This window comes from Rhizobium sp. Root1220, assembly GCF_001426265.1.
GTDB lineage: Bacteria > Pseudomonadota > Alphaproteobacteria > Rhizobiales > Rhizobiaceae > Rhizobium.
Window position 1 is genome coordinate 119075 of sequence record NZ_LMDG01000032.1, and the last position, 22489, is coordinate 141563.

Sequence of the window (22489 nt, forward strand, 5' to 3'; positions counted from 1 at the left end):
AACGGAGTAGTCGCAATCTAATCGGGAATGCGGGCCAGTCACTTGGCTGGTCTATAGCAGCCGTAGCCGGCACGCGGCGGCAACCGCCTGCATCCGATTGGTGCTGTCCAGCTTGCGGATTGCTGACTTCAGGTAGCTGTTGACGGTATGAGCGCTGATGCCGAGGATAATCGCAATTTCCTCGCTGCTTTTGCCAGCCGCGGACCATCTCAGGCATTCGATCTCTCGTGCCGCCAGAATCTCGCCTGGCGCCGGCCTTCTCTGCATCGCAGAGTAAGCGTCGAGCGCCTTCATGATGTCGTAGACCAGCGTGGCAACTTCCTGATCCTCACTTACCTCACGGTCGCCTGACAGGAGGATCAGATAGTGCTTCCGGTCGGCATCGTGGAGGGAAAGGCCGACCGTTCGCTTGAAACCGTTGTCGTAAAATATGCCCAGGAGCTCGCTCTTCAATCCATCATCTCTCGCTCTGGCGAAGAGAAGGTTTCCGGCGGCTATTGGAAGAATGGTGTTCTTAAGGCGCGATACTATCCGGCTTTCACGGAAAATGTCGGTGGACTCGTACTTCCGCAGGAGCTCGGACGGCCAGTTGCTGACGATCAGATTCTCGAGGAGGCCTACCTTGTCGGCTTCGGGGAAGAATCCCGCCATGTAAAACTGCAGGCCGTGTTGGGCTGCTATGGCTTCCAAGGCAGACCGGAAGAACGCAAGGCGTGATTCCGCACTGACTGGTGTCACCTCGTTCGCCGGGCGAGCATCACGTCTGACATGATCGGTCATCGCGAAACTCGCTTACGAAACGATGAACTCTGACTGGGATGCGGTACAAAGGGAGTGCACCTAGCTTGTAACCGGCTTGCCGGTTTTGCATTCGCCGGAGATAACTGGAGCGGACAGCGACCGGTCATCGATGGTTCGCATCTGGTCGTCGCGCGTGAGTTCGCATTTGAACGTATAGGTTCGTCTCGAAAGGAGGCTGAGCACGCTCACCTTTACGTGTACACAATTCTTTCGTTCAACCAGGGAAACGTTTTGGAAAGTGAACATCGGATCCTCGATTTCGACAACTTTTCGATGGGTCATCTTACCGCGCCAGGGTCCCATCGGAATCATACGTTGGTCTAGGAACGTCGATGCCTTTGAGCAGCTTCTTCGACATAGGGCCCACCGAAGAGGTGCGGCGGCCCTCCAATGACTTGCTGCGCATCGATTGTTCGATTGTATCGAACGACAGCGTCTCGGGATCGAGAGGCCCGATGTCGAGTGCTGGATATCCGCGGTGCTAAATCGGATCAGCTTGAACGTCGAGTGCCGACGCCAAACAGTCCAGAAGGGTATCAATATCCACCGGCTTGCCAAGGAATGCAAAAGCGCCACCGTCCATCGCCGCCGCGCGTGTTCGCTCGTCACGATAAGAGGTCATGAAGATCATGGGAGGGCGCTGCGGCTCCTTGTTGAGTTCAGTCTGGAGCTCGATGCCGCTCAGACCCGGCATCTTCACATCGACAAGCATGCAGTCGAAAGCCGAGCGGCGATCATAGCTCAGAAACTCCTCGGCTGAAGCGAACAATTTGCTCTGGTAGCCGCAGGAATGAACCAGGTCATCCAGGGCTTCTCGGATCGCCTCGTCGTCGTCGATGATGGCAATGGTGGATGTATGGGGCAAGAGAATGTGACCTTACAGAAGTTCTTTAGCGCGATTGCCTAACTAATATGCGCCTACTCAAACGAGAATAATACCATACAGGAGTGTAGGTTTACGATCGGCTTTTCAAAAGTTCGACCTTGCGAACCAGGTCGGCAACGGACCGGACCTGCATCTTTCGCATGACGTTGCCGCGATGAAGCTTGACGGTAATCTCACTGATGCCGAGTTCAAATGCGATCTGCTTGTTCATCATTCCCTTGGTCACCGAACCCATGACGTCGAGTTCGCGAGGCGTGAGCGTTTCAACCAGCGAGGCAACCGCCTCGGACTCAGCCGACTGACGACGCCTGACGCCGTCCCTTTCGATGGCAGCCAATACAGCGTCGAGAATGTCCTGATCACGAAACGGCTTTGTCAGGAAATCGACAGCGCCGGCCTTCATCGCCCGCACGCTCATCGGCACGTCGCCAAAGCCGGTCATGAACACGATCGGCATCCGGCTTCCCATGCGTTCCAGTTGTTCCTGAAAGTCGAGCCCGTTTACCCCGGGGAGGCGGACGTCGAGGAGGATGCAACCGGGTCGCGTCAGGTTTGCCGATTCAAGGAAGGCCGAGGCGCTTTCAAAACCGGCCGCCTCCAGCTTCATCGATAGAAACAGATCGAGAAGAGACTCTCTCATCGAGAGGTCGTCATCCACGACAAAGACGATGGGGCTGCCGTTTGCGTCGGCTTTCTGTGGCGCGTTTCTAGCGTTATTCATGCCTGTCCTCGACCGGTAATGTGATTTCAAAGACGGCGCCACCCGCCGGGTGATTGAAGCCGTCAAGTCGGCCGCCGCGATGCTCAAGCGTACTGCGGCAAATTGAAAGCCCCATCCCCATGCCCGAGCTTTTCGTTGTGTAGAACGGCGCAAATAGCTTCCCGGCGGCTTCATCGCTTATACCGGGACCACTATCCCTTATCGAAAGGCTGACCTTGTCGGATTCCAAGGGTTGGATACCCACCGTTATCCGTCGAATGGCGCAGTTTGCACCATTTATCGCCTGGATCGCGTTCGTCATCAGATTGATCATCACCTGTTGCAGTTCGATCCTAACACCTTTGACCAACGGAACGTTAGCGCTCAGAACAACATCGACGAGGATCGCGTCCCGCTGCAGGTCCTGTTCCATCAACGCCCGGGTTTCGTGAACCAGGGCATAGAGATCGATCCACTCGGCCTTGCTTTCCTTCTGGGAGAGCAGGTTTCGCGTATTCTGGATGATCTCGCTCGCGCGCTGACTGTCTCGGATAATCCGCTCGGCGGAACGACTGACCGCCGTTAGATCCGGAGGATCGCGATCAAGCCAGCGGAGCAGGGTCTGCGCATTGACGACGATCGCACCCAGCGGCTGATTGAGCTCGTGCGCCAACGATGCTGAGAGCGCGCCCACGGTTGCTGCCTTGGAGGCTTTTGTCAGTTCCGCCCGGGCTTCGTCCAGCGCCATCTGAGTCAACTCGCGTTGCGTGATGTCGACCATACCCACGACGACCCTGTTGAAGGCCGCGGGGTCTTCGGGGAAGCTTACACTAAGCAACACCAGCTTGGTCTCGCCGCTTTCCGTGGTTACGTTTCCTCGGCCTTCGAAATAAGTCTGTTCGTTGAAGATCGCATCCATGAGATTGAGAAAGGCAAGATCGCCTGACGCGATATACCGAGCCATTGAGCCAGGGCTCCCATCGGCAGACAAGGGCCCGAGGAGTTCCACCGCTGCCTCGTTCGCTGCCACCGTGCGCACGAGATTGATGCAGCGATCAATCACCTCCGGATGGTTGTGCGCATGCTGCCTGAGGTCCGAAATGCCGGTGCCCTTGAGCTCCATGAGAAAGGAACGCACCTGAGAATAATCACGTTCCCACAATGCCACACGCGCGCGATCGAAAATCGAACGGTATCGCGCCTCGCTGTCGCGAATGGCAGCGTTTTTCGCGAGCAGCTCTGAACGGAACATCTCGTTTCGCAGCAACAGGGCCATCGTGATGGCTAGGGCAGAAAGGGAGACTGCAAGACGCAGAAATGTTTGCAGGTCGGTATCGGGGCCGTGAGTGAGGACGTAGGACGCGACAGCAAGGGCTATACACACGGCAACTGTCAGAAACAGCCCCGCACGCGTCACTATTTCCGATGCGAGCAGGAGTACGATCACGTAGAGAACGGCAATTGCCCCCTCGATTTCCGTGAACGTGTCGATATAGAAAACGATTGCGCCCAGCGCGACTGCAATCAGCCCGACAGCAGCACTGTGCCCGACACCGCCTCGATGATTAAACACAATGCCGGTTCGCTCGGTGGTCATTACTCGTTCCCAGTATTCCCCGGCACGAATGATAGCGCGCGAGGTTGCATGATTCTAACCTATACATAGGTGTGGGTCGTGCAAGACGGTTGTGTCGCGGCGGTTGAGCAACTTGGCGGCTGGGATAATCGAAGGTCGATAGATACATGCCGCTGTTCCATGAGCAGGAGGGATGCCGGATGAACACGCAGCGCGGCTGCGCCCAAGTCATCCGGCGGGAAGTTTTTCTCAAGAACGTCCTTCGTGGCTGACCCCGGTCTTCGGGTGCTCCGCGTTGCGCGTCGTGGCCGCGACGGGAGCCTTGGAGTAGGACACGTGTCCGATGCCCTCGTCCTGTATCCAGTAGCCCATGGCCATCATGACTGTCCCGCCGACAAGGTTACCGAGAGTAACCCAGACAAGGTTGTTGAGCGCGCCGGCGTAGGTGACGGAGGCCGGGTGATCGCCCATCAGCGCCATCGAAAAGGTGAACATGTTGGCAACGGAATGTTCGTAGCCAGCAGCAATGAAGATTGTTATCGGCCAGAAGATCAGCATTATCTTGGCGGCGGCGTTGTCGGTGCGCGCGCACATCCAGATCGCCAGGCAGACGAGCCAATTGCAAAGCACCCCGCGCGCAAACAGCTGGAGTGCCGGTGCGGACATCTTGGCGGTCACGACGGAGAAGAACTCTTCGCGGCCATCTCCAAGAAGCACGCCGCCACCGGCCATGTGAAAGATTGCTGCAAGGACAATCGCTCCGACCAGGTTGCCGAGCCAGGTGGTCGCCCATACCGATAACATTTCGCCGATGGTGGCCTTTCGGCTGAAAACGGCGAACGGCATGTACATGGCAGTGCCGGTGAAGAGCTCAGACCCGGCAAAGATCACTATGGTCAGCGCGGACGCGAAAACGGAACCCATGATAAGGTGAGCCCACGCGGGATCCGCGTGGGCTCCCACCGTGAACATGAGGATATCGCCAAATCCGATATAGGCGCCAGCCATGGCCGCGCCAACCAGAAACGAGACCAGGTTGGTCTTGACCATGACGGCCTTGTGGGCCCCTGCATCAGCAAAGTTCTCGATCGTTTCCCGGTACATCAGATGTCCTCGTGTTTGACTTGATGCAGCGAGAGTAGATCCTCCCACCTGAGGGATGAATCATACCTACGTCTAGGTCCGTTCCTATGAAGGTCGGGAGAAATCCGCACGATGCAATACGCGCCCGGCCTGCGCCGGACGCGTATTGCATTATTGCCTGGTGGATGCGGGCGCTACCCCTGGTTTGCGGCGACTTTCACCGGTATGCCCTTGTAGGCGGGCGTTCCAGACACCTTGTCGTAGTCGTCACGGGCAACGAGCACATTCATCTCCGGATAATAGCCGGCGACTGATCCCCGCGGAATGTTATAGGCTACCGCGGTAAGACCACGCGTCGAGCGTTGGCCCTGTTCACCGGTTTGCATAGATACGACATCAATGCGGTCGCCGTCGGCGAGGCCGCGGGCCGCCAGATCATCCTTGTTCATGAAGATGATGTCGCGGCGTCCGAACACACCGCGATAGCGGTCGTCGAGACTATAGACCGTTGTGTTGTATTGTTCATGGCTGCGTATGGTTGTCAGGACTAGGGTCTCGGGATCCAGCAGCCGCGGGTCTTCATCCAGGCCAGCGCCGACAAGGAAATTTGCCTTCCCGCTCTTGGTCTTCCAGCTCCTGTAGGACGCCGGCACGTCAAGCCTGAAACCGCCCGGAACGCGGACGCGCGTGTTGAAATCATAGAAATCGGGAAAAACCTGCTCGAGCTTGTCTCGGATCCGGTCATAGCTCGCGATCATGCCGTCCCAGTCGATGCCGTATTTGTCGAGCAACGTTGCCTTCGCGATCCCCGCGATGATTGCCGGCTCGGACTTCAGCATGTCGCTCGGCGGTTTGAGGAATCCTCTCGATGCATGAACCATCGACATCGAGTCTTCGACAGTCACCGCCTGTGGTCCGAGGGCCTGCGTATCCAGGTCCGTTCGGCCAAGGCAGGGCAGGACGATCGACGTCTTTGCGGTGAGCAGGTGAGATCTGTTCAGTTTGGTCGCAATATGAACGGCAAGATCGAGCTTCCGCATGCCCGCAAACGTCCTGTCGGAATCTGACATCGCAACCGCGAGGTTCCCGCCCAGGCAGATGAGCGCCTTTGATTCACCGGCGCAGATGGCATCGATTGCCTCAACCGCGTTGTGACCCTTGTCCTGTCGGGGTCGGAAACCGAACGCCCTTTCCATCCCCTCAATCAGCGCATCGTTGGGGATCTCGGTAATGCCGACGGTTCGGTCACCCTGAACGTTGCTGTGACCTCGTATCGGCGCGATGCCGGCACCCTCTCTTCCCAGGTTTCCTCGAAGCATCAGCAGGTTGGCGATCTGCTGAACGTTTGCAGTGCCCCTGGCGTGCTGGGTGATACCCATTCCGTAGCAGAGGATGACGTTCTTGGCGTTCAGATAAACGTCAACCGCGCTCTCCAATGCTTCCTTCGACAAACCGGAATGCCGCAGGATGCTGTCCCAGTTCGTCTGCTCGACATCTTGACGCAACGCGTCGATGCCGTCGGTATGTTCGTTGATGAAAGTGCGATCGAGCACGCCAATTCCGCCGGCAGCGATGTCTGCAGCGTCGCGCTCGAAAATCAGTTTCATCATCCCCTTCAACGCCGCCAGATCACCGCCGGTGCGGACCTGATGGTACGCGGAAGCGATGGGCGTCGACGAGAATGTGGCCATTTCAATCGGGTTCTGCGGAGCGGCGAACTTTTCCAGTGCGCGTTCCTTCAAGGGATTGAAGACGACAATCGGACAGCCACGACGGGCAGCCTCATGCAGCGTCGTCATCATCCGTGGATGATTGGTTCCGGGATTGTGCCCAAAGCTGAAGATTGCGTCGGCATGGTCGAAGTCTTCGAGGGTGACGGTCCCCTTGCCGACACCGATTGATTGCGGCAACCCGACACTGGTTGCTTCGTGGCACATGTTCGAGCAATCCGGAAAGTTGTTGGTCCCGAAGGCACGTACGAACAGCTGGTAGAGGAATGCCGCTTCGTTGGAAGCGCGACCGGAGGTGTAAAACTCGGCTTCGTCTGGACTGGAGAGCTTGTTCAGTTCCTTGCCAATCAAGGCAAAGGCATCGCTCCATTCGATCGTCTCGTAGCGATCGCGAGCGTGATTATAGATCATTGGATGCGTAAGCCGGCCTTGGTCCTCCAGCTTGTGGTCGGTCCATGTCCACAGATCGGAGACCGTATTGGCATCGAAGAACGAGGGATTGACGCGTCTCGCGGTCGATTCCCAAGTAATTGCCTTTGCGCCGTTCTCGCAGAACTCGAACGACGATGTGTGTTTCGGGTCCGGCCAGGCGCATCCCGGGCAATCGAAGCCCTCGGGTTGATTGGCCTTCAGAAGGGTTGCGGCACCTTGGACAATGACTTGCTGGTGCGCCAAAGTTTTGGCAACTGCGCGCAACGCTCCCCATCCACCTGCCGGCTCGTCATAGGTTTCGATTCCGTCCGGGCGCTTGGTTGTCATATCGCTCATCCTTGTGAACCTTCTCAAGCACGGTAACAGCTGCAATTGAGAAGCGAAACTATACGCGGGCATAGGTCGTGGCACTGACTTCCCAGTTTTCCTGCTGCCGGATTTAATTGTTGCCCCGCCCAGTTGATCGGCGCTGCTGTATCATTGTCGTCACAACAGAAAGACCGCCCCTGGGAGAAGGGACGGTCTTGGCGGATCGGGGGGGAGATCCGCGACTTCGGTGGAGGGGAGGCACCGAAGTTTGGCGCCTCTGAGGGGGAGGCTGCGGGTTAAAAGCTACCGGGTTTCGGCCTGTTTCATAACTATACTTAAGTGTGGGATGAACTAAACGACCATCGAATACCAATACAAAACGATGCCGCATAAGTTCGAACGATCAATCGGCGGGGCAAAAGCACTTGATGTTCGCAAAGAATGGTCCACCGCAGGACGTTCCCGGGAGCTTTCAGCCGGGAGCGGTGGGCGGCGCGAAACTGCCTTGCCGTTAAGGTGAACTGATCCTGTCAACTTCCAATTATCTAGCCATTACCATCCCCTACATTTGAAGGAGAACTCCAATGACGCATCATTCCACCTCGAAAATCCGTGCCGCGCTGGCTACGCCAACCAATCTGTCGTCGAACGCGACAACAGATATCGCCCCGGCGCTGACGGCGCTTCTGGCAGATGTATTCACGCTCTACATCAAGACGAAGAACTTCCATTGGCATATGTCCGGGCCGCATTTCCGCGACTACCATCTCATGCTTGACGAACAGGGCGAGGAGATCTTTGCGATGACGGACGATGTGGCGGAACGTGCCCGCAAGATAGGCGGTACCACGCTTCGCTCGATCGGCCATATTGCGCGGCTTCAGCGTCTGCTCGACAACGACGCCGAATACGTCACGCCAGAAGACATGCTTGCCGAACTGCGCGATGACAACAAGCAGCTCGTCGGCCTGTTGCGCCAGCTTCATGAACTCGCCTCCGAGCACGATGACTATGCGACGACGAGTGTGATTGAGAATTGGATCGATCAAGCCGAGCGGCGCACTTGGTTCCTCTTCGAGGCAACGCGCCGGGCGAAATAGCCTCGCGGTTCTTCAATCTTGCCACTCCCACATGCGGACAGAAAACCGGCTCACTGCCTCCGACTGGACCGATTTCTCAAGGAAAAACAAATGCGTAATTTTTTGATCGTTACCGCCACCATTTCAGCGGTCACCATGGCTTTAGCGAACGGCGCTGCTGCGGCACAGCACGTCGAGGCCGGCAAACTCGACTGCGACGTATCTGCGGGTATCGGCGTCATTATTGGATCCCAGCAGGATATGAATTGCGTTTTCACTCCGTCCGCACCGGGGCCAACCGAGACTTATGTCGGCAAGATCACCGAGTTTGGCATCGATATTGGTGAAACCAGCAAGGCAAAAATGGCCTGGCTTGTTTATGCGCCAGTGAACCGCGACAAGGACGCGCTTGCCGGAACATATAGGGGCGTGAGCGCGGATGCTGCCGTCGGCGTGGGTCTCGGGGCCAATGTTCTTGCTGGCGGCGATCACGGCACAATTTCTTTACAGCCTGTTTCCGTGCAGGCCGAAGAGGGCCTGAACGTCGCGGTCGGCGTATCCGCGCTAAGGCTGCACGCCGCAGACTGAATAACCACTTCGCCGGCCTCGGAAGCCCATTGCGTGGCGACCGGGGTCGACGCGGGCTTTCGACCAAACCGGCGGCGCGGGAGCAGGTGAGCTTTCGCGCCTGCCGGGCGTCGCGTTCCTGCCGGACGGCCGGCCATAAAGCTGTCATGTCCAGCCTTCGACCGATCTGGAGTTGCCAAGAGTTGGTTGCCGGGTCGGGTCGACGACGCATCGAGTGAAACCAAAAGTATTTCTACGCGCCTCCGATTGGGAACACCTGCTCGCGGTGTGGCCCGCTTGCCGTCGATTTCGTAGATAGCCATCTGCCGGATCGACGAAAGTGTCGATGACCCAAACTATGCACTCGTGAGTGCAGCGGGCACCGTTTTTCGCATGGCCGTCGGGAGGCGGTGAAAACGGTAATGCTCAAAAATCTCCAATCTGCAAGAGACTGGACCTGTGACAAGACCGCTGCCCAAATTCGGCATGCGGCCTCTCTCAACTGCTGCGTCGTTGGTATCTGGGGCGCGACGAAAAACCACGGCAAACCTTAGTCTAGCTTCAAGAGCCCTCGGTATGATTTCGCGCTGACGCACGGAAACATAGTTTGTCCATGCCGCTTCGAACGGGGCGACGCACTCGGGTGAATGTCACCCTCTGCACTGTAACCGCATGGCCGCCAGATTTGCTGCGGCTCTTGTAATGTGGAAGGAAATTATCATGAACCGTGTACTCAATGTTGCCGTGGTCGCTGCCATATCGTCGCTCGCCTTTGCTGGCGTAAGCCGTGCCGACACCCTGACCATGAACGATAGTTTCGCTATCGAACACACCCTTCGTACCTTCGACAACGGCTTCAATGTCAAGTACGAGTACAACGCTCACGACCAGCAGTACGCGCCGGAAGGGCCGCAGGGCGTGGTTCCACGTTCCCCTCGAGCAATTGAGAACATTCAGGCCTCGATCGATACCAACAAGGCCCTCGTTCGGAGACTGGACGCCAGGGGTGTCAATGTCGACAACATCATCAATGCCGAACAGGCAGCCGATGGCAGCATGACTTTCTACGTCCACTGATGAACGTGGTTTGGCCCGGGTGCCGGCTTCGGCACCCGGGCCAACCGTGAGGCCAAACCCACGGAGGAGGTGTCATAGACCTACGTATAGTTCAACGGACGCAGTTATTTGCGTAGACTACCAAAATAGAGTCGAAGGAAGGTAAAGGGAGGCTGAAATGTTCTATCTAGCAACTATAAACGTAGATCTCATAGCGAATGGTATGATGCTTATATTGGGGTCGGCTAGTCTGCTCGCGAGCTGTCAGTTGGTATCGCGCCGCGCTTTCGCCGTTAGCCGGTCACCTTCCGCAGGGCGAGCCTCCGTCCGAGGCGTGCAGCGCCGCTAAGGGCGAGACCGCTGACGCGACGGGAGATCCATCCAAAGACTGACCGCTCAAACCGGAACCCGAGGGACAATGCCGATGAAACGTTTCGGATCTGCCGCATGGAGCGGAGCCCTGCGAGATGGCGGCGGTTCGGTATCAACCGAGAGCGGCGCACTTGACGAGTATGCCTTCACGTTCTTTAGCCGCTATGGCGACAAGCCGGGTACAAATCCGGAAGAACTGATCGGAGCAGCCCATGCAGCCTGTTTCACCATGTCGTTTGTTCGAATGCTCGGAACGGCCAATCTGGTGCCGGAGCACCTGGATGCCAGATCAGAGGTTGAAATCGAAAAGGACGGAGAAGGCTTCAGGATTACCTCCGTACATCTGTCGGTGACTGCGAAGATACCCGGCACCGACGACGAGACCTTTCAATCCCTGGCTCACAACGCAAAAGCGTTCTGCCCTGTTTCCAAGCTTATGAACGTGGACATCAGTTTCGAGGCCAAGCTCGTTCCTTGATGGCGCTCGCGCATTCCCTGCACGAGGTCCCTGGCGCGCCGGATACCTAAAACGTGGCGGCAGCTCTCAATCCGAACACAGGCGCATTGCCGAGCGGCGATTCCGGTCTTTCAGGATCGGGCGCGTTGCCCCCGGGCCGGATGACATACTGAAAGAACGGCTGAACCGTCAGTCCGTTCGTCATCGTCGCCCGATAAGTGAGCTCAATGACAGCTTCAGAAGTCGGGACGGGTTGGGAGGTGCCTGAAAATGCATTCCCGGCTCTGGCCAACGACGATACGCCGCTGCTGATGTTGGCGTATGCAAATCCGATACCCGCCGTATCGTTGTCACGTCCCGGCAGCAGGCCCTTGTAGCTGAGGCCGGCGTCGAAGTACCAGTTCATCTGATTGCGATCTTCCTGCGGCGCGAAGGCGACCCGAACAAAACCATTGAGGCTGTTGTCGTCGTTGCCCGGTTCCTGCCAAAGCGTCTGGTCGATGACGGCATATATCGCATAGTTGCCGGAGAGCGGCTGCGGAATGCCGTCCGACAGCGGATCGGCCAGCGAGACGCCATTCGAGGCGTCGGAGAGGCTGCCGAACTGCTCGGAATTATACCATGCACCAAGTTTGTAGGTGCCAGGCAGGCCGACCATCCCGCTCGGCTCGTAGGCATAGGCAACCTCGCTGATCGCGAGGACCCCGTCGCCAATCGGAAAGCCCAGGCCGTTGTGATTGCCGTTTGGATCCGGCCCCGTCGGGTTGCCGTTGAAGATTGCAGCCTGGATTGTCCATGCATCGTCGGGTTTCACGATGATCTGCGCGCCCGGGACCGCAAAGGGATAGGCAGGACCGCCGCCGGGTAAGTCGGAAGCAAAAAGCCCTGGCCATCCGAATGTCGAGTTCACGAACAGTGCTGCGGTATTGCTGACCGCAAAATTCTGGTCGGCGAGGATCTGTCCGAGCTTCAGCGTCACGGCTCCGTCCATCATGCTTTGTGCGGCGTAGACTTCACCGAGCCGCACGCCGCTTGCGGCCTCGACCGACGTAACCGTCAGCAGATTGCCGAGATCGCGTTGCGACAATCCGAGGCCCTGGATCGCATAGGCCGAAACATGGATAGCGCCGCCGCTCCAGCCCATCAGGCGATCCATGTCGAAATCGCCCTGCAATTGGAAGACGCCATCGTAGGCGCTTCCGGTTTGCAGACCGCCGGAAGTGTTGCCAAGCACATCGCTGGTTTGGGTGAGCGTCATAGTGACGCCTTTGTCGCGCAGCCAGTTCCGATATCCTATCCAGTCGCCGGTTAGCGTGGTATCGGCGTAGGATGGAGGAGGGCTGCCGTCGTCAGCATGCGCAGTGATGGCAGACAAAGCCATGATCAACGAACTTGCAATGGTTCTTGCCACGGCGGTTGTTCCAGCGTCCGATTCGAACGCAGTCTGCCATTGTTCTGCGCCGGGGTGAACAATCTGGAGCGCGAGTGCGTCCCAATTGCCGTGATGCAACACCAACCCGATCAACAGTGCCCGGCCCGGACGCTGCCGTCCGGGCGATCGGCTACGCGAACCTATCGAACATAGAAAGTTAGGCTGCCGTCCAAGGCTTCGTTGGCATTGACGATATTGCGCACATTGACGCCCTTGCGGGCGAGGCTCTGGACAAGCGTTCTGTTTGAATCGATAGATTCCTGAATGTGCTGAATTGCCGTGGGTGAACGTTGCGGTACTGACCACGGCCCGGTCGTACGGTCGGCCTGATGGCGCCAATTGTAGACATATTGGACATTGAAGTCGTTACCGCTGAAGGAGCGGATCGTGCGTTCAATCGACGACCCGGAGTTCATGCCCCAGCTGCCCGCGCGACTGCTTCCTGCGAAGGCGATCGACGACGCGATGGCGACCAGTGCGAGTTTTGCTATCTTGTTCATTGCGGTTTCCTTTGATTGGCTCGCCAGTCGGAATCTTCAGGCGCCCCAATCGGCTGGCATAGGTGCGGGGGGCACGGGCCATCGTAGGCCCTCGCTATTTCGTCCGAAATCATACCGATGGCGCAGCTGCCCATACGTTGGTCTTGGGGAACACCGTCTACCGAGCGACCCCCTCTTTGGAGGGTGGACGTAAATCGCATATCCATACAACGTAATTTATCGGGGGCTGATCGATCCAGGCAATCCGGCAGCACACCTCGTACCTCCGAAGCGGCCGATGATGGCTTGTGAAAGCGTGCGAAAGGCTAGAGTGGGATGAAAATGCTTACATCTGCTAGCGGTCGCTTGGACCAACATCCGGCCCCGACGGACAACCCGGATGCCGTATCCGACACATATGCGGATCCAGACCATTGCGATACCGACCGGGTAAATTTGTCGCTTCCACGCGGGTTGACGAACGAAGTCCACGAGATCAATCTACTTATAGGAGCAATGCTGATCGGTATGCATGCAAACTACCGGTGGATTAACCGTCATTCGCCCGAGCTCGAAGCCGCGAAGAGGACGACGACACGGTTGACGAAGCAAGCTGTCGAGCTTCAGGCCTTGATTGCCCGAATGGAAAATGCGGCTGAGTAAAATACGCTTCAATCGATGGCGGTGGTCGGGAGCCTGCAGTGAAAGTCCAGCAACCGAACACGATGTCCATGGGGCAGCGCGAAAGCAGGCTCGCTAGGATGACATGGGCAAGGCTCCTGGTCTTGGGGATCACCTTGCTCCCCGCCACTGCGATGTTCATGCCGGGGCAGGCACTTGCCGATACGATCGTTGCGAAGGTCGCGCCTGCATTCACCCACGTTCAGGTCGAGGACAGAAACGATATCCAATTCCGCAGATTGTCGCTCTCCGAAGGCCTGTCGCAAACGCGGGTCTCACAGATTATCCAGGACGATGACGGATACCTATGGTTTGGCACCCAACATGGCGTCAGCCGCTATGACGGCTATGGATTTCATGTGTTCAAGCATGTGCGCGGTGACCCGGGAAGCCTGAGCGGGGTTTTCATCTATGCCCTGTTCAAGGACAGCTCGGGTACGATCTGGGTGGGAAGCGACCAGTTTCTCGATGCCTTCGACAACAGAACGGGCACCTTTCGGCACTATTCGGTGGATGCATCGAATCCGACGGTGATACATATCAGCGAAGACAGGCAGGGATACCTTTGGCTTGCAACCAGCCAGGGCCTGTATCGGCTGGACAGGACAAGCGGCGAGACCAAGAGATTTGGTCACGACGAAAATGACCCCCTGAGTCTCTCCAGCAGCGACATCAAATCGACAGGAGAGGACCGGGAGGGAGTATTTTGGGTCGCGTCCAGCGGTGGCCTCGAGGCATTCGACCGGGATACAGGCCAGGTGCAGGTCAGGATCCCATTGCGTCAGGAGGTTCGGGAGTTCTCATTTCACGAGGATTCGCACGGCGTTTTCTGGATCATCTATGGTTCGGGGAACGGTTTGGGTATCTACGACCGCAAGACCAATACCCTCGTCAGATATGCCTTCGAGGATGAAACGACCGAAAGCGGCTTGTCGGGAGTCTTCGCGGCACTGGAAACGACGAACGGCGACATGTGGTTTGCCACCATGGGCGCTGGACTGTTGAAATTCGATCGAGAGAATGTGCGGTTCATCCGCTATCGCAATGATCCGAGTGACGCACGAAGCCTGGCGGAAAATCGAGCCATCGCATTGTTCGAGGACCGAGAAGGAAACATCTGGACCGGGCTGCACGCAACGCCACCAAACGTCTTTCCGAGCGATGCCCCACCCTTCCTCAAGGTGTGGCCATTTGCCGGTCACGTCGATAAACTCGGCGAGAGCCTGGTAAACACGATCTTCGAAGACCGAGAAGGCGCAGTCTGGATCGGGGCAGGAGGTGCACTGAACCGGATCGATCCGGATGGCAAGACGCTACAGGTTCTGGAGCCTTTGGGCGCCGGAACCTCGGTAGAAGTGCTCGCGATCACGCAGGATGCCAAGGGAACGCTATGGATCGGCACCTTGGGAGCCGGCTTGTATTCCTACGATCCGAGCACCGGCCAGTTCACGTCGTATCGCTATGGCCAGGACAAAGCCGATGGCCTCAGCAGCGATATCGTGACACGGATCCACGTCGCGGAGTCGGGTGACTTGTGGCTAACGACGTGGAATGGGCTGGACAAGTTCGATCCCGCGACCGGCAAGTTCACGACCTACAAGCGCGACCCGGCGAGCAGCGCGGAAGCGTATTTTTCCATTGTCCCGGATGGAAAAGGATCCTTCTGGCTCGGCACCACGGCCGGCCTGGTTCGCTTTGATCCGAAAGGCGCGACATTCACGACCTACAAGCACACTCCCGGTGACAACTCCAGCCTGAGCAACAACACCGTCAACAGCCTCTACCTTGCACCTGATGGGAAGCTTTGGATCGGGACGCAGAACGGACTGAACAAGCTGGATACCGAAACGAGCACATTCGAAGCTTTCTTCGACCGGAACGGGTTGGCGGGGAATGCCGTCAGTTGCCTCCTCAGCGATGATAGGGGTGATTTATGGATGAGCACCAATCGTGGTGTCTCCCGGATGGACAGAGCCGCCGCTACGTTCCAGACCTATTCAGCCTCGGACGGTCTTCCGGGCGAGGACCTTACCGGATGGAACGCCTGTGCAAACGGCGGGAATGGTCGGCTATATTTCGGCGGCTTCACCGGCGCGACTGTCAAGATACATGACGATGCTCGAAAGCCGTTTGTTCCGCCTGTCGTATTTACCGAAATTCAGGCCGGAAATCTGCCGGCGCAAGCAGGCCCGGCGACCTTGTCAGGCACCGGGCAAGCGTCTTTCACGCTGCCATATAGCGCACGCAACATGACGATTTCCTTTTCAGCGTTGAGCTTCAGGAGTCCCGACAGCACGCGCTATCGTTACAGGCTGGAAGGGTTGGACACCAACTGGCATAGCGCCGACAGCAATCAGAGGACGATCAGCTACGCCGAATTGCCGCCGGGCAACTTCACCTTGACCGTCCAGGCAGCCACCACACGCGGCGACTGGAATATGCCGGGAGCAGGTTTGAAAATTATGGTGCTGCCACCCTGGTGGGATACGTGGTGGTTTTATGGTGCGGCGCTGGCGCTCTCGGTAACGGCCCTCGCGACATTCTATCGGTATCGGCTGGCCAAGGTCGCAGCGCAATACCGCATACGACTTGAAGAGCGTGTGGGAGAGCGGAATCGGGTAGCACGCGATCTTCACGACACGTTGCTCCAGAGCTTTCAGGGCCTCACTTTCCGGCTTCAGGCCGCACGGCATCTCTTGCCAAAGCAGCCGGAGGAAGCTGCGCGCATGCTTGATCTCGTTTTGGAGAAGAGCGACGACGCGATCATCGAAGGCCGAAACGCCGTGCAGGCGCTGCGTGACACCAAAGGGATCGACACAAACCTGGTCGAGGCTGTCCGGAGTGTCGGTCAGGAACTCGCATCGGCCGCGTCCGTTGTCCCGTCCCCGGTGTTTCGGCTCGACCTTAGCGGGCGCCCGACGGATCTTCGGCCAAACGTTCAGGAGGAGGTCTATCGCATTACGTCCGAAGCTCTTCGGAACGCGTTCAAGCACGCGGGCGCATCGCTCATAAAGTGCCAGTTCGACTATGACGCCAGTGGGTTGAAAATTCGAGTTTGCGACGACGGCTTGGGCATTGTCAGGGGTGCTCATGACCCGGCTGGCAAACGTTGGGGCATGGCCGGAATGAAGGAGCGGGCAGAGAAGATAGGTGCCGACCTGGCCATCGAGAGTACTCCGGGCAAAGGCACTTCGGTCGAGCTCACCCTCAAGGCACGGCCCGGATCCTGGTGGGCACGCTGGTGGAGGCGGCAGAGTCAATGACAGGGCAGCCGATCAGAGTGCTTACCGCCGACGATCACCCCCTCATCCGGGAGGGGCTCGCCGCGCTTATGGCAGCACAGCCCGACATTGTCATCGTCGGCGAAGCATCCGATGGACATGAGGCAATCGCGCGCTTCGATGAACTCCGGCCCGATGTCCTGCTGCTCGATCTGCAGATGCCGAATCTAACGGGACTGGAGGCGCTGGTTGCAATCAAGGAACGGCACCCCGGGGCCCGGATCATTGTCTTGACCACCTATGACACCGAGCAACTGGCGGCCAAGGCGATCGCGTCGGGTGCCCAGGCCTATCTGCTGAAGAGCTCGGTAAGGCGCGAGCTTATCGATACCATCCGGTCGGTCGTCAGGGGGCAGAAACATGTAGACGCTGGGGTGGCGACCAATCTCGCGATACATGCGACCGACGACGCACTCACGCCCCGGGAAATCGCCGTTCTCGCTCTGATCGCTCGCGGCAATTCGAACAGGTCGGTGGGAGAACATCTGGCCATAACCGAACAGACGGTCAAAGGTCACGTCAAGAGCATTCTCTCGAAGCTCTCAGCGAACGACCGTGCTCACGCCGTGGCGCTCGGGCTAAAGCGGGGCATCATTGAACTCTAGCGGGTCAGCGCATACCGCCAGCACGACGACATCATGGTTGCGCGGAGATCGTTACCTAAGCACGTTGACCTTCGCCAGGTCGATCAATTGACTGGCTCTGCCATCCAGGACGGCCTTTAGCGTGAACATGCCGAACTTGTGCGCCTCGTCGAAAGTTGTCGCCGGCGGCAGCACGAGTTCCTGTCGCGCGCTGACAACATCGAGAAGCGCCGGCCCGTCATGGCTGAGCACTTCCCTGACTGCGGCCTCAACCTCCTGCGGCGACTCGACACGAACACCCTTGATACCCATCGCCTGAGCCATCGCCGCAAAGTTCGGGTTTTTCAGATCGCAGCCAATGTCCAGGAATCCGGATGCTTTCATCTCCATTTCGACGAAGCCGAGTGTGCCGTTGTTGAGCACGATGATCTTGACCGGCAGCTTGTGCTGAATGAGCGTCATGAACTCGCCCATCATCATTGTGAAGCCGCCATCGCCCGACAGCGAGACGACCTGACGCTTCGGGAACGTGGCCTGGGCGCCGATAGCCTGTAGCATGGCATTGGCCATCGAGCCGTGATTGAACGAGCCGACAAGCCGGCGACGACCGTTCATCTTGAGGTAGCGCGCCACCCAGGCCACCGGTGTCCCGACGTCGCACGTGAAGATTGCGTCCTCGTCAGCAAGCTCGCTGACCACACGGTTGAGATATTGGGGATGGATATAACGGGTTCCGGGCCTGCCTTCCGCCAGAGCATCCAGCTCGGCGCGTGCCTTACGATAGTCCGCCACGGCTCCGTCGAGATGCGAAGTGTCCGATTTTGCGTCGACAAGCGGAAGCAGCGCCCGCAGCGTGTCGACAACCGTACCGATGACCCCGATATCGAGTGCACAGCGATTGCCGAGTGCGGCGGCACGAATATCGACCTGAGCAATGCGGGCATTGTCCGGAAGGAATTGGCGATAGGGAAAGTCTGTCCCGAGCATCAGAAGCGTATCGCAGTCCTTCATCGCGTGGTAGCCCGAGGCAAAGCCGAGGAACCCCGTCATGCCGACGTCGAAAGGGTTGTCGTATTCTACGTACTCCTTGCCGCGAAGCGCATGCACGATCGGCGACTTGAGCTTGCCGGCAAGCTCGATAACTTCGTCGCGTGCACCCTTGCAGCCCGCGCCGCAAAACAGCGTGATGCGTCTCCCGCTGTTTAGCAGACCGGCGAGACCGGCCAGATCGTCCGCATGCGGCAGGACGACCGGGTCAGAGGGCAGCTGCCATTTCGGTACTGGCTTTGCCAGGGCTTGCAGCGCAATGTCACCGGGAATGACCACCACCGCGACGCCCTTCTGCGCCACGGCGACGCGCATGGCGCGCGACAGGATCTGCGGCAGCTGATCCGGATGGCCCACGAGTTCGACGTAGTGGCTGCATTCCTTGAAAAGGGTCTCCGGATGGGTGGCTTGAAAATAGTCTATTCCGATCTCCGTGCTGGGAATGTGCGCCGCGATTGCAAGCACCGGCACGCCGCTGCGGTGGGCATCGAAGAGACCGTTGATGAGGTGAAGGTTGCCGGGGCCGCAACTGCCGGCGCAGACGGCCAGCTGTCCTGTCAGATGGGCCTCGGCACTTGCTGCAAAAGCGGCTCCTTCCTCATGGCGGACGTGAACCCAGTCGATCGATTTGAGACGTCTTAGCGAGTCGGTAAACCCGTTCAATGAGTCTCCGACAACCCCGTAGATTCGCTTCACGCCCGACTGGGCGAGGGCCTCCGCCATGTAATCAGCTGCCGTTCTAGTCATATTTGGATATCCTTGAAATGGGAGATAATGATGTCACCGAAACAGGAGATAGGCTCGCCCCGGAAGTCTCCAACCCGGTGTGAGGGAATAAAGCCGCGCCTGAGTCTGCCCTTGCGGCCTGCGGAAAGGCCCATTCGATTGCTGAAATTGTTGCCGATCTGAGCGCGGAAGTCTCGGTGGAGAATGGGGTAGCCTAGTCTACACCTACGTATGATATTCGGCCGCCGTGACCATCGGTATTCTCCGTTCCATACTAGAAGTGCGATCCTGATCTGAGACCGATGTGAGCCGCCGGTTACCCGGATCGGCAGTTGTGAGCCGGCACCGCGAACACCGTTCCTTATCGCGGAAAATCGCCGCCACGGGCTTAATGGGAATGCTGAGAAGGGTGTTGGAACCTGGCTGAAACGCCGACTTATCGAGGTGGGGAAATGATCAAAGTTGCTGAGTCCGCGAATTTGGAAACCAACGCCCGTACGGAGCAACCGATTCCGACTCATCTGCCGGCACCACCCGCGTCCGGAGTGCCGGCGGGTAACAGCGGCCCCTCCAGCGGTCCGTTGAAGCGACTGATCATACCCGTCACCGCAACCGTTTTGGCAGTTGGCCTCGGCATTGGCGCTATCGTCAATTGGAGCCAGTGGGAGGTAAACTCCGCCGTCCAGACCACGGACGATGCCTACGTAGCGGCGGACGTGTCCACGCTCAGTTCAAGGATCAGTGGCAATATCAAAACGCTCGGCGTTTCGGATTACCAATCGGTAAAGGCGGGCCAACTGATCGTCGAGATTGACCCGGACCTCTATGATGCGGCCGTCAGGCTTGCAACGGCCAATGTCGACGCTGCGAAAGCAAGCTTCGCAAACCTATCCAACCAGGAAGATCTTCAGTCGGCCGTCATCAACGCTGCCATAGCCCAGCGCGATTCGGCCGTCGCCCAGGAGGTTCAGACCGGAGAAGAGGCTGTCCGGCAGGTGGCACTCGGCGATGCTACCACCAAGCAGAACCTGCAGGCCGCCCAGGCCGCCCATCTGCAGGCGCAAGCCGCAGTTGAGGCTACAACTGCCAATATCGAGCAGCAGAAAGCCCAGTTGAAAGTGCTAAAAGGACAGGAAGCATCCCTGCAGGCGCAAGTCGACGCCGCAGGCGCTAATCTGTCGACAGCGCTGCTCCAGCAGAAGTATTCGCGCATCTACGCTCCCTACGACGGCGTTGTCGGCTTGAACCTCACCCATGTGGGCGACTACGTAGGCGTTGGGACGAGCGTGATTTCCATCGTGCCGCTGTCCAGCCTCTACATCGCGGCCAATTTCAAGGAAACGCAGCTTGCCCGCATGAAGCCGGGCAGCGTCGCCGAAATAACAATTGACACATATCCTGGCCAAAAAGTGACTGGGAAGATCGTTGGCCTTTCGCCTGCGAGCGGTGCGGTATTCGCGCTCCTGCCACCCGACAACGCAACCGGCAATTTCACAAAGGTCGTGCAGCGCGTTCCGATCAAGATCGAATTCGATCCCGGCCAGCCGCTGGTGCCCAAGCTGCGTGCAGGATTGTCCGTCCTGGTTAGAGTGAACACACCAGACGGCTCGAACTCCGCTGAAACGCCATGAGTTCCGTGGTTGCGACAGGCTCGGACGCAGGGCATGCGGCGGGCCACAATCGCCCCCTGCTCGTGGTGGCAGCGCTCATGCTGTCTTCCTTTACTGTCGGCTTTGATACACGCGTTTTCAGCGTTGGCCTGACTGACCTGCGCGGCGCGTTCGACCTCAGTGTCGATCAGGCTTCGTGGCTCGCCACCTTCGCTGCCGCGCCTCAGATCTTTATCGCTCCGGCAGTTGCCTGGCTTGTCACCGTCTTTGGCGTCCGCAGGGTGATGGTGGGTCCTTGCCTTGTCTACGCCGTGATATCCCTGATCATTCCATTCATGCACGGCCTCGGCGCGCTGATCGCACTTCATATCGTCCGGGCGTTGTTGCTCGGTGTATTCATACCGGCAACAATCATGATTACCCTGCGCAATCTCGATCGCCGCTACTGGATCATCGGCCTTGCAATCTACAGCATGCGGTTACCGCTCTCGCAGAACCTTGGAGTCTTTCTCGTTGGCCTCTACACGGAGCATCTGGGCCTCGAATGGCTCTATTGGCAGGATGTCTTCCTCACGCCGCTGACGGCTCTGCTGATTGTCTTGGGCGCGACCCGCGAGCCGATAGACAAAGCACAACTCGCAACCGCCGACTGGGGAGGAATGCTGCTGCTCGGTTCTTCGATGACGATGATTTATGTCGGTTTGGACCAGGGCTTGCGGCTCAATTGGTTTCAGTCCGGGACAGTGACCGTCCTTCTTATCGCCGGCGGGTTGCTGGCAATCGCCTTCGTCATCAATGAACGCATCGTTCGCCATCCGTGGGCACACACAAGTGTACTGGCATCAAAGAACCTGGTTCTGGGTTTTGCTGCGATCGTCCTCTTCATTGTTGCCGCTTCCCCGACTTTCCTTCTGATTCCCGGTTATCTCGAGACGGTCGTGGGCCTGCGCCCGGTGCAGATTGGCGACCTCTATATTCCGGCAGTCATCTTCCCGCTCTTCCTGTCGATCGCTCTCGCGGCGTTCGTGCTTCACATTCTCGATGCCCGCTGGGGCCTTATCATCGGTTTCACTTGCATGGGCGTCGGATCGCTTCTGGCGACGCCCCTGACCGGTGTCTGGGCGCTTCAGAACTTCACCGTTCTCGTCATCATACAGATCGTGGGTCAGGGATTTACCCTTCTCTCGGCGATCACCTACATTCTATCGAATGCCGATCCGAAAAAATCGACAGCGAATGCCGCCTATGTCCAGGTGGTCAGGTTGGGCGGCGCGGAACTTTCGGCCACCCTGATGGCCACATTTGTTAGCAAGCGCGAGCAGTTTCACTCCAACGTCCTCGGGACGCACGTTACGGAAGCAGCCCCGGCAACGGAGAAAGTCCTTTCCACACTGCGTCCCATTTTTCAGACAATTTCCGAAGCGCCGTCCGCGGACGCGCTGGTGACACTGTCCAAGCAGGTCAGTGCGCAGGCATACGTCCTGGCCTATGCCGATGGCTTCCTCATCTCGTTCTGGGCAGCCATTGCCGGGCTGGTGCTCGCGAGCCTGATGGGACAGGCTCCCGAAGGGCCGCTCAGCCCGCGCCGCTAACGTGTTGGG

The 22489-nt window shown here is 58.2% G+C and carries 17 protein-coding genes; 8 read left to right on the forward strand and 9 right to left on the reverse strand.

From position 1 onward, the window contains the following. Positions 1-51 precede the first annotated feature (51 nt). The 6 genes from ASC90_RS17645 to ASC90_RS17675 form a co-directional block, all read right to left on the reverse strand. A complete protein-coding gene (locus ASC90_RS17645; RefSeq protein ID WP_056542944.1) occupies positions 52-780 on the reverse strand; it encodes a helix-turn-helix transcriptional regulator in 729 nt (242 codons plus the stop codon). Between the two features lie 502 nt (positions 781-1282). Then, positions 1283-1666 carry a response regulator gene (locus ASC90_RS17655; protein WP_056542948.1) on the reverse strand — a complete coding sequence of 128 codons (384 nt, stop codon included), beginning with the start codon at positions 1664-1666 and terminating at the stop codon, positions 1283-1285. Between the two features lie 91 nt (positions 1667-1757). Continuing rightward, entirely contained in the window at positions 1758-2408 is a 651-nt protein-coding gene (locus ASC90_RS17660; protein WP_056542950.1) for a response regulator transcription factor, read from the reverse strand. Continuing rightward, positions 2401-3984 (reverse strand): ATP-binding protein, encoded by a 1584-nt coding sequence (locus ASC90_RS17665; RefSeq protein ID WP_082519965.1) that lies wholly within the window; start codon positions 3982-3984, stop codon positions 2401-2403. Before ASC90_RS17665 ends, ASC90_RS17660 begins: the two co-directional genes overlap by 8 nt. 228 nt (positions 3985-4212) lie before the next feature. Beyond that, a complete protein-coding gene (locus tag ASC90_RS17670) occupies positions 4213-5067 on the reverse strand; it encodes a formate/nitrite transporter family protein (protein WP_056542952.1) in 855 nt (284 codons plus the stop codon). Between the two features lie 173 nt (positions 5068-5240). Continuing rightward, complete coding sequence (locus ASC90_RS17675; RefSeq protein ID WP_056543595.1) at positions 5241-7535, reverse strand: FdhF/YdeP family oxidoreductase; 2295 nt, start codon at positions 7533-7535, stop codon at positions 5241-5243. Positions 7536-8101: 566 nt separating this feature from the next. Between ASC90_RS17675 and ASC90_RS17680 the strand changes: the two genes are divergently transcribed. The 4 genes from ASC90_RS17680 to ASC90_RS17695 all read left to right on the forward strand — a co-directional run bounded on the left by ASC90_RS17680 (position 8102) and on the right by ASC90_RS17695 (position 11069). After that, complete coding sequence (locus ASC90_RS17680; RefSeq protein WP_056542954.1) at positions 8102-8617, forward strand: DNA starvation/stationary phase protection protein; 516 nt, start codon at positions 8102-8104, stop codon at positions 8615-8617. A gap of 90 nt (positions 8618-8707) precedes the next feature. Next, positions 8708-9184, forward strand: coding sequence for a DUF992 domain-containing protein (locus tag ASC90_RS17685; RefSeq protein ID WP_082519966.1), 477 nt, complete (start codon positions 8708-8710; stop codon positions 9182-9184). 699 nt (positions 9185-9883) lie between these two features. Beyond that, positions 9884-10240 (forward strand): hypothetical protein, encoded by a 357-nt coding sequence (locus tag ASC90_RS17690; RefSeq protein WP_056542956.1) that lies wholly within the window; start codon positions 9884-9886, stop codon positions 10238-10240. Positions 10241-10643: 403 nt separating this feature from the next. Beyond that, a complete protein-coding gene (locus tag ASC90_RS17695) occupies positions 10644-11069 on the forward strand; it encodes an OsmC family protein (RefSeq protein WP_056543600.1) in 426 nt (141 codons plus the stop codon). 46 nt (positions 11070-11115) lie between these two features. Here ASC90_RS17695 and ASC90_RS17700 read toward each other — a convergent pair whose 3' ends face one another. After that, positions 11116-12459 carry a carbohydrate porin gene (locus ASC90_RS17700; protein ID WP_244480410.1) on the reverse strand — a complete coding sequence of 448 codons (1344 nt, stop codon included), beginning with the start codon at positions 12457-12459 and terminating at the stop codon, positions 11116-11118. Between the two features lie 161 nt (positions 12460-12620). Further along, on the reverse strand, positions 12621-12980 hold the full coding sequence (locus tag ASC90_RS17705; protein ID WP_056542958.1) for a hypothetical protein: 360 nt from the start codon (positions 12978-12980) through the stop codon (positions 12621-12623). A 680-nt stretch (positions 12981-13660) separates the two neighbouring features. Here ASC90_RS17705 and ASC90_RS17715 point away from each other — a divergent pair. Next, complete coding sequence (locus tag ASC90_RS17715) at positions 13661-16903, forward strand: sensor histidine kinase (RefSeq protein ID WP_156393014.1); 3243 nt, start codon at positions 13661-13663, stop codon at positions 16901-16903. Beyond that, entirely contained in the window at positions 16900-17526 is a 627-nt protein-coding gene (locus ASC90_RS17720) for a response regulator transcription factor (RefSeq protein ID WP_056542965.1), read from the forward strand. Before ASC90_RS17715 ends, ASC90_RS17720 begins: the two co-directional genes overlap by 4 nt. Before the next feature lie 51 nt (positions 17527-17577). Here ASC90_RS17720 and poxB read toward each other — a convergent pair whose 3' ends face one another. Then, the gene (poxB, locus tag ASC90_RS17725) at positions 17578-19299 is read right to left on the reverse strand and encodes a ubiquinone-dependent pyruvate dehydrogenase (protein WP_056542968.1); all 1722 of its coding nucleotides are present in this window, start codon (positions 19297-19299) and stop codon (positions 17578-17580) included. Between the two features lie 431 nt (positions 19300-19730). On the opposite strand from poxB, the gene ASC90_RS17730 reads away from it, so the two are divergent. After that, positions 19731-20909 (forward strand): HlyD family secretion protein, encoded by a 1179-nt coding sequence (locus ASC90_RS17730; RefSeq protein ID WP_056542970.1) that lies wholly within the window; start codon positions 19731-19733, stop codon positions 20907-20909. Then, a complete protein-coding gene (locus ASC90_RS17735) occupies positions 20906-22480 on the forward strand; it encodes an MFS transporter (protein ID WP_056542972.1) in 1575 nt (524 codons plus the stop codon). The genes ASC90_RS17730 and ASC90_RS17735 overlap by 4 nt, the downstream gene beginning before the upstream one ends. The last annotated feature ends 9 nt before the right edge of the window (positions 22481-22489 follow it).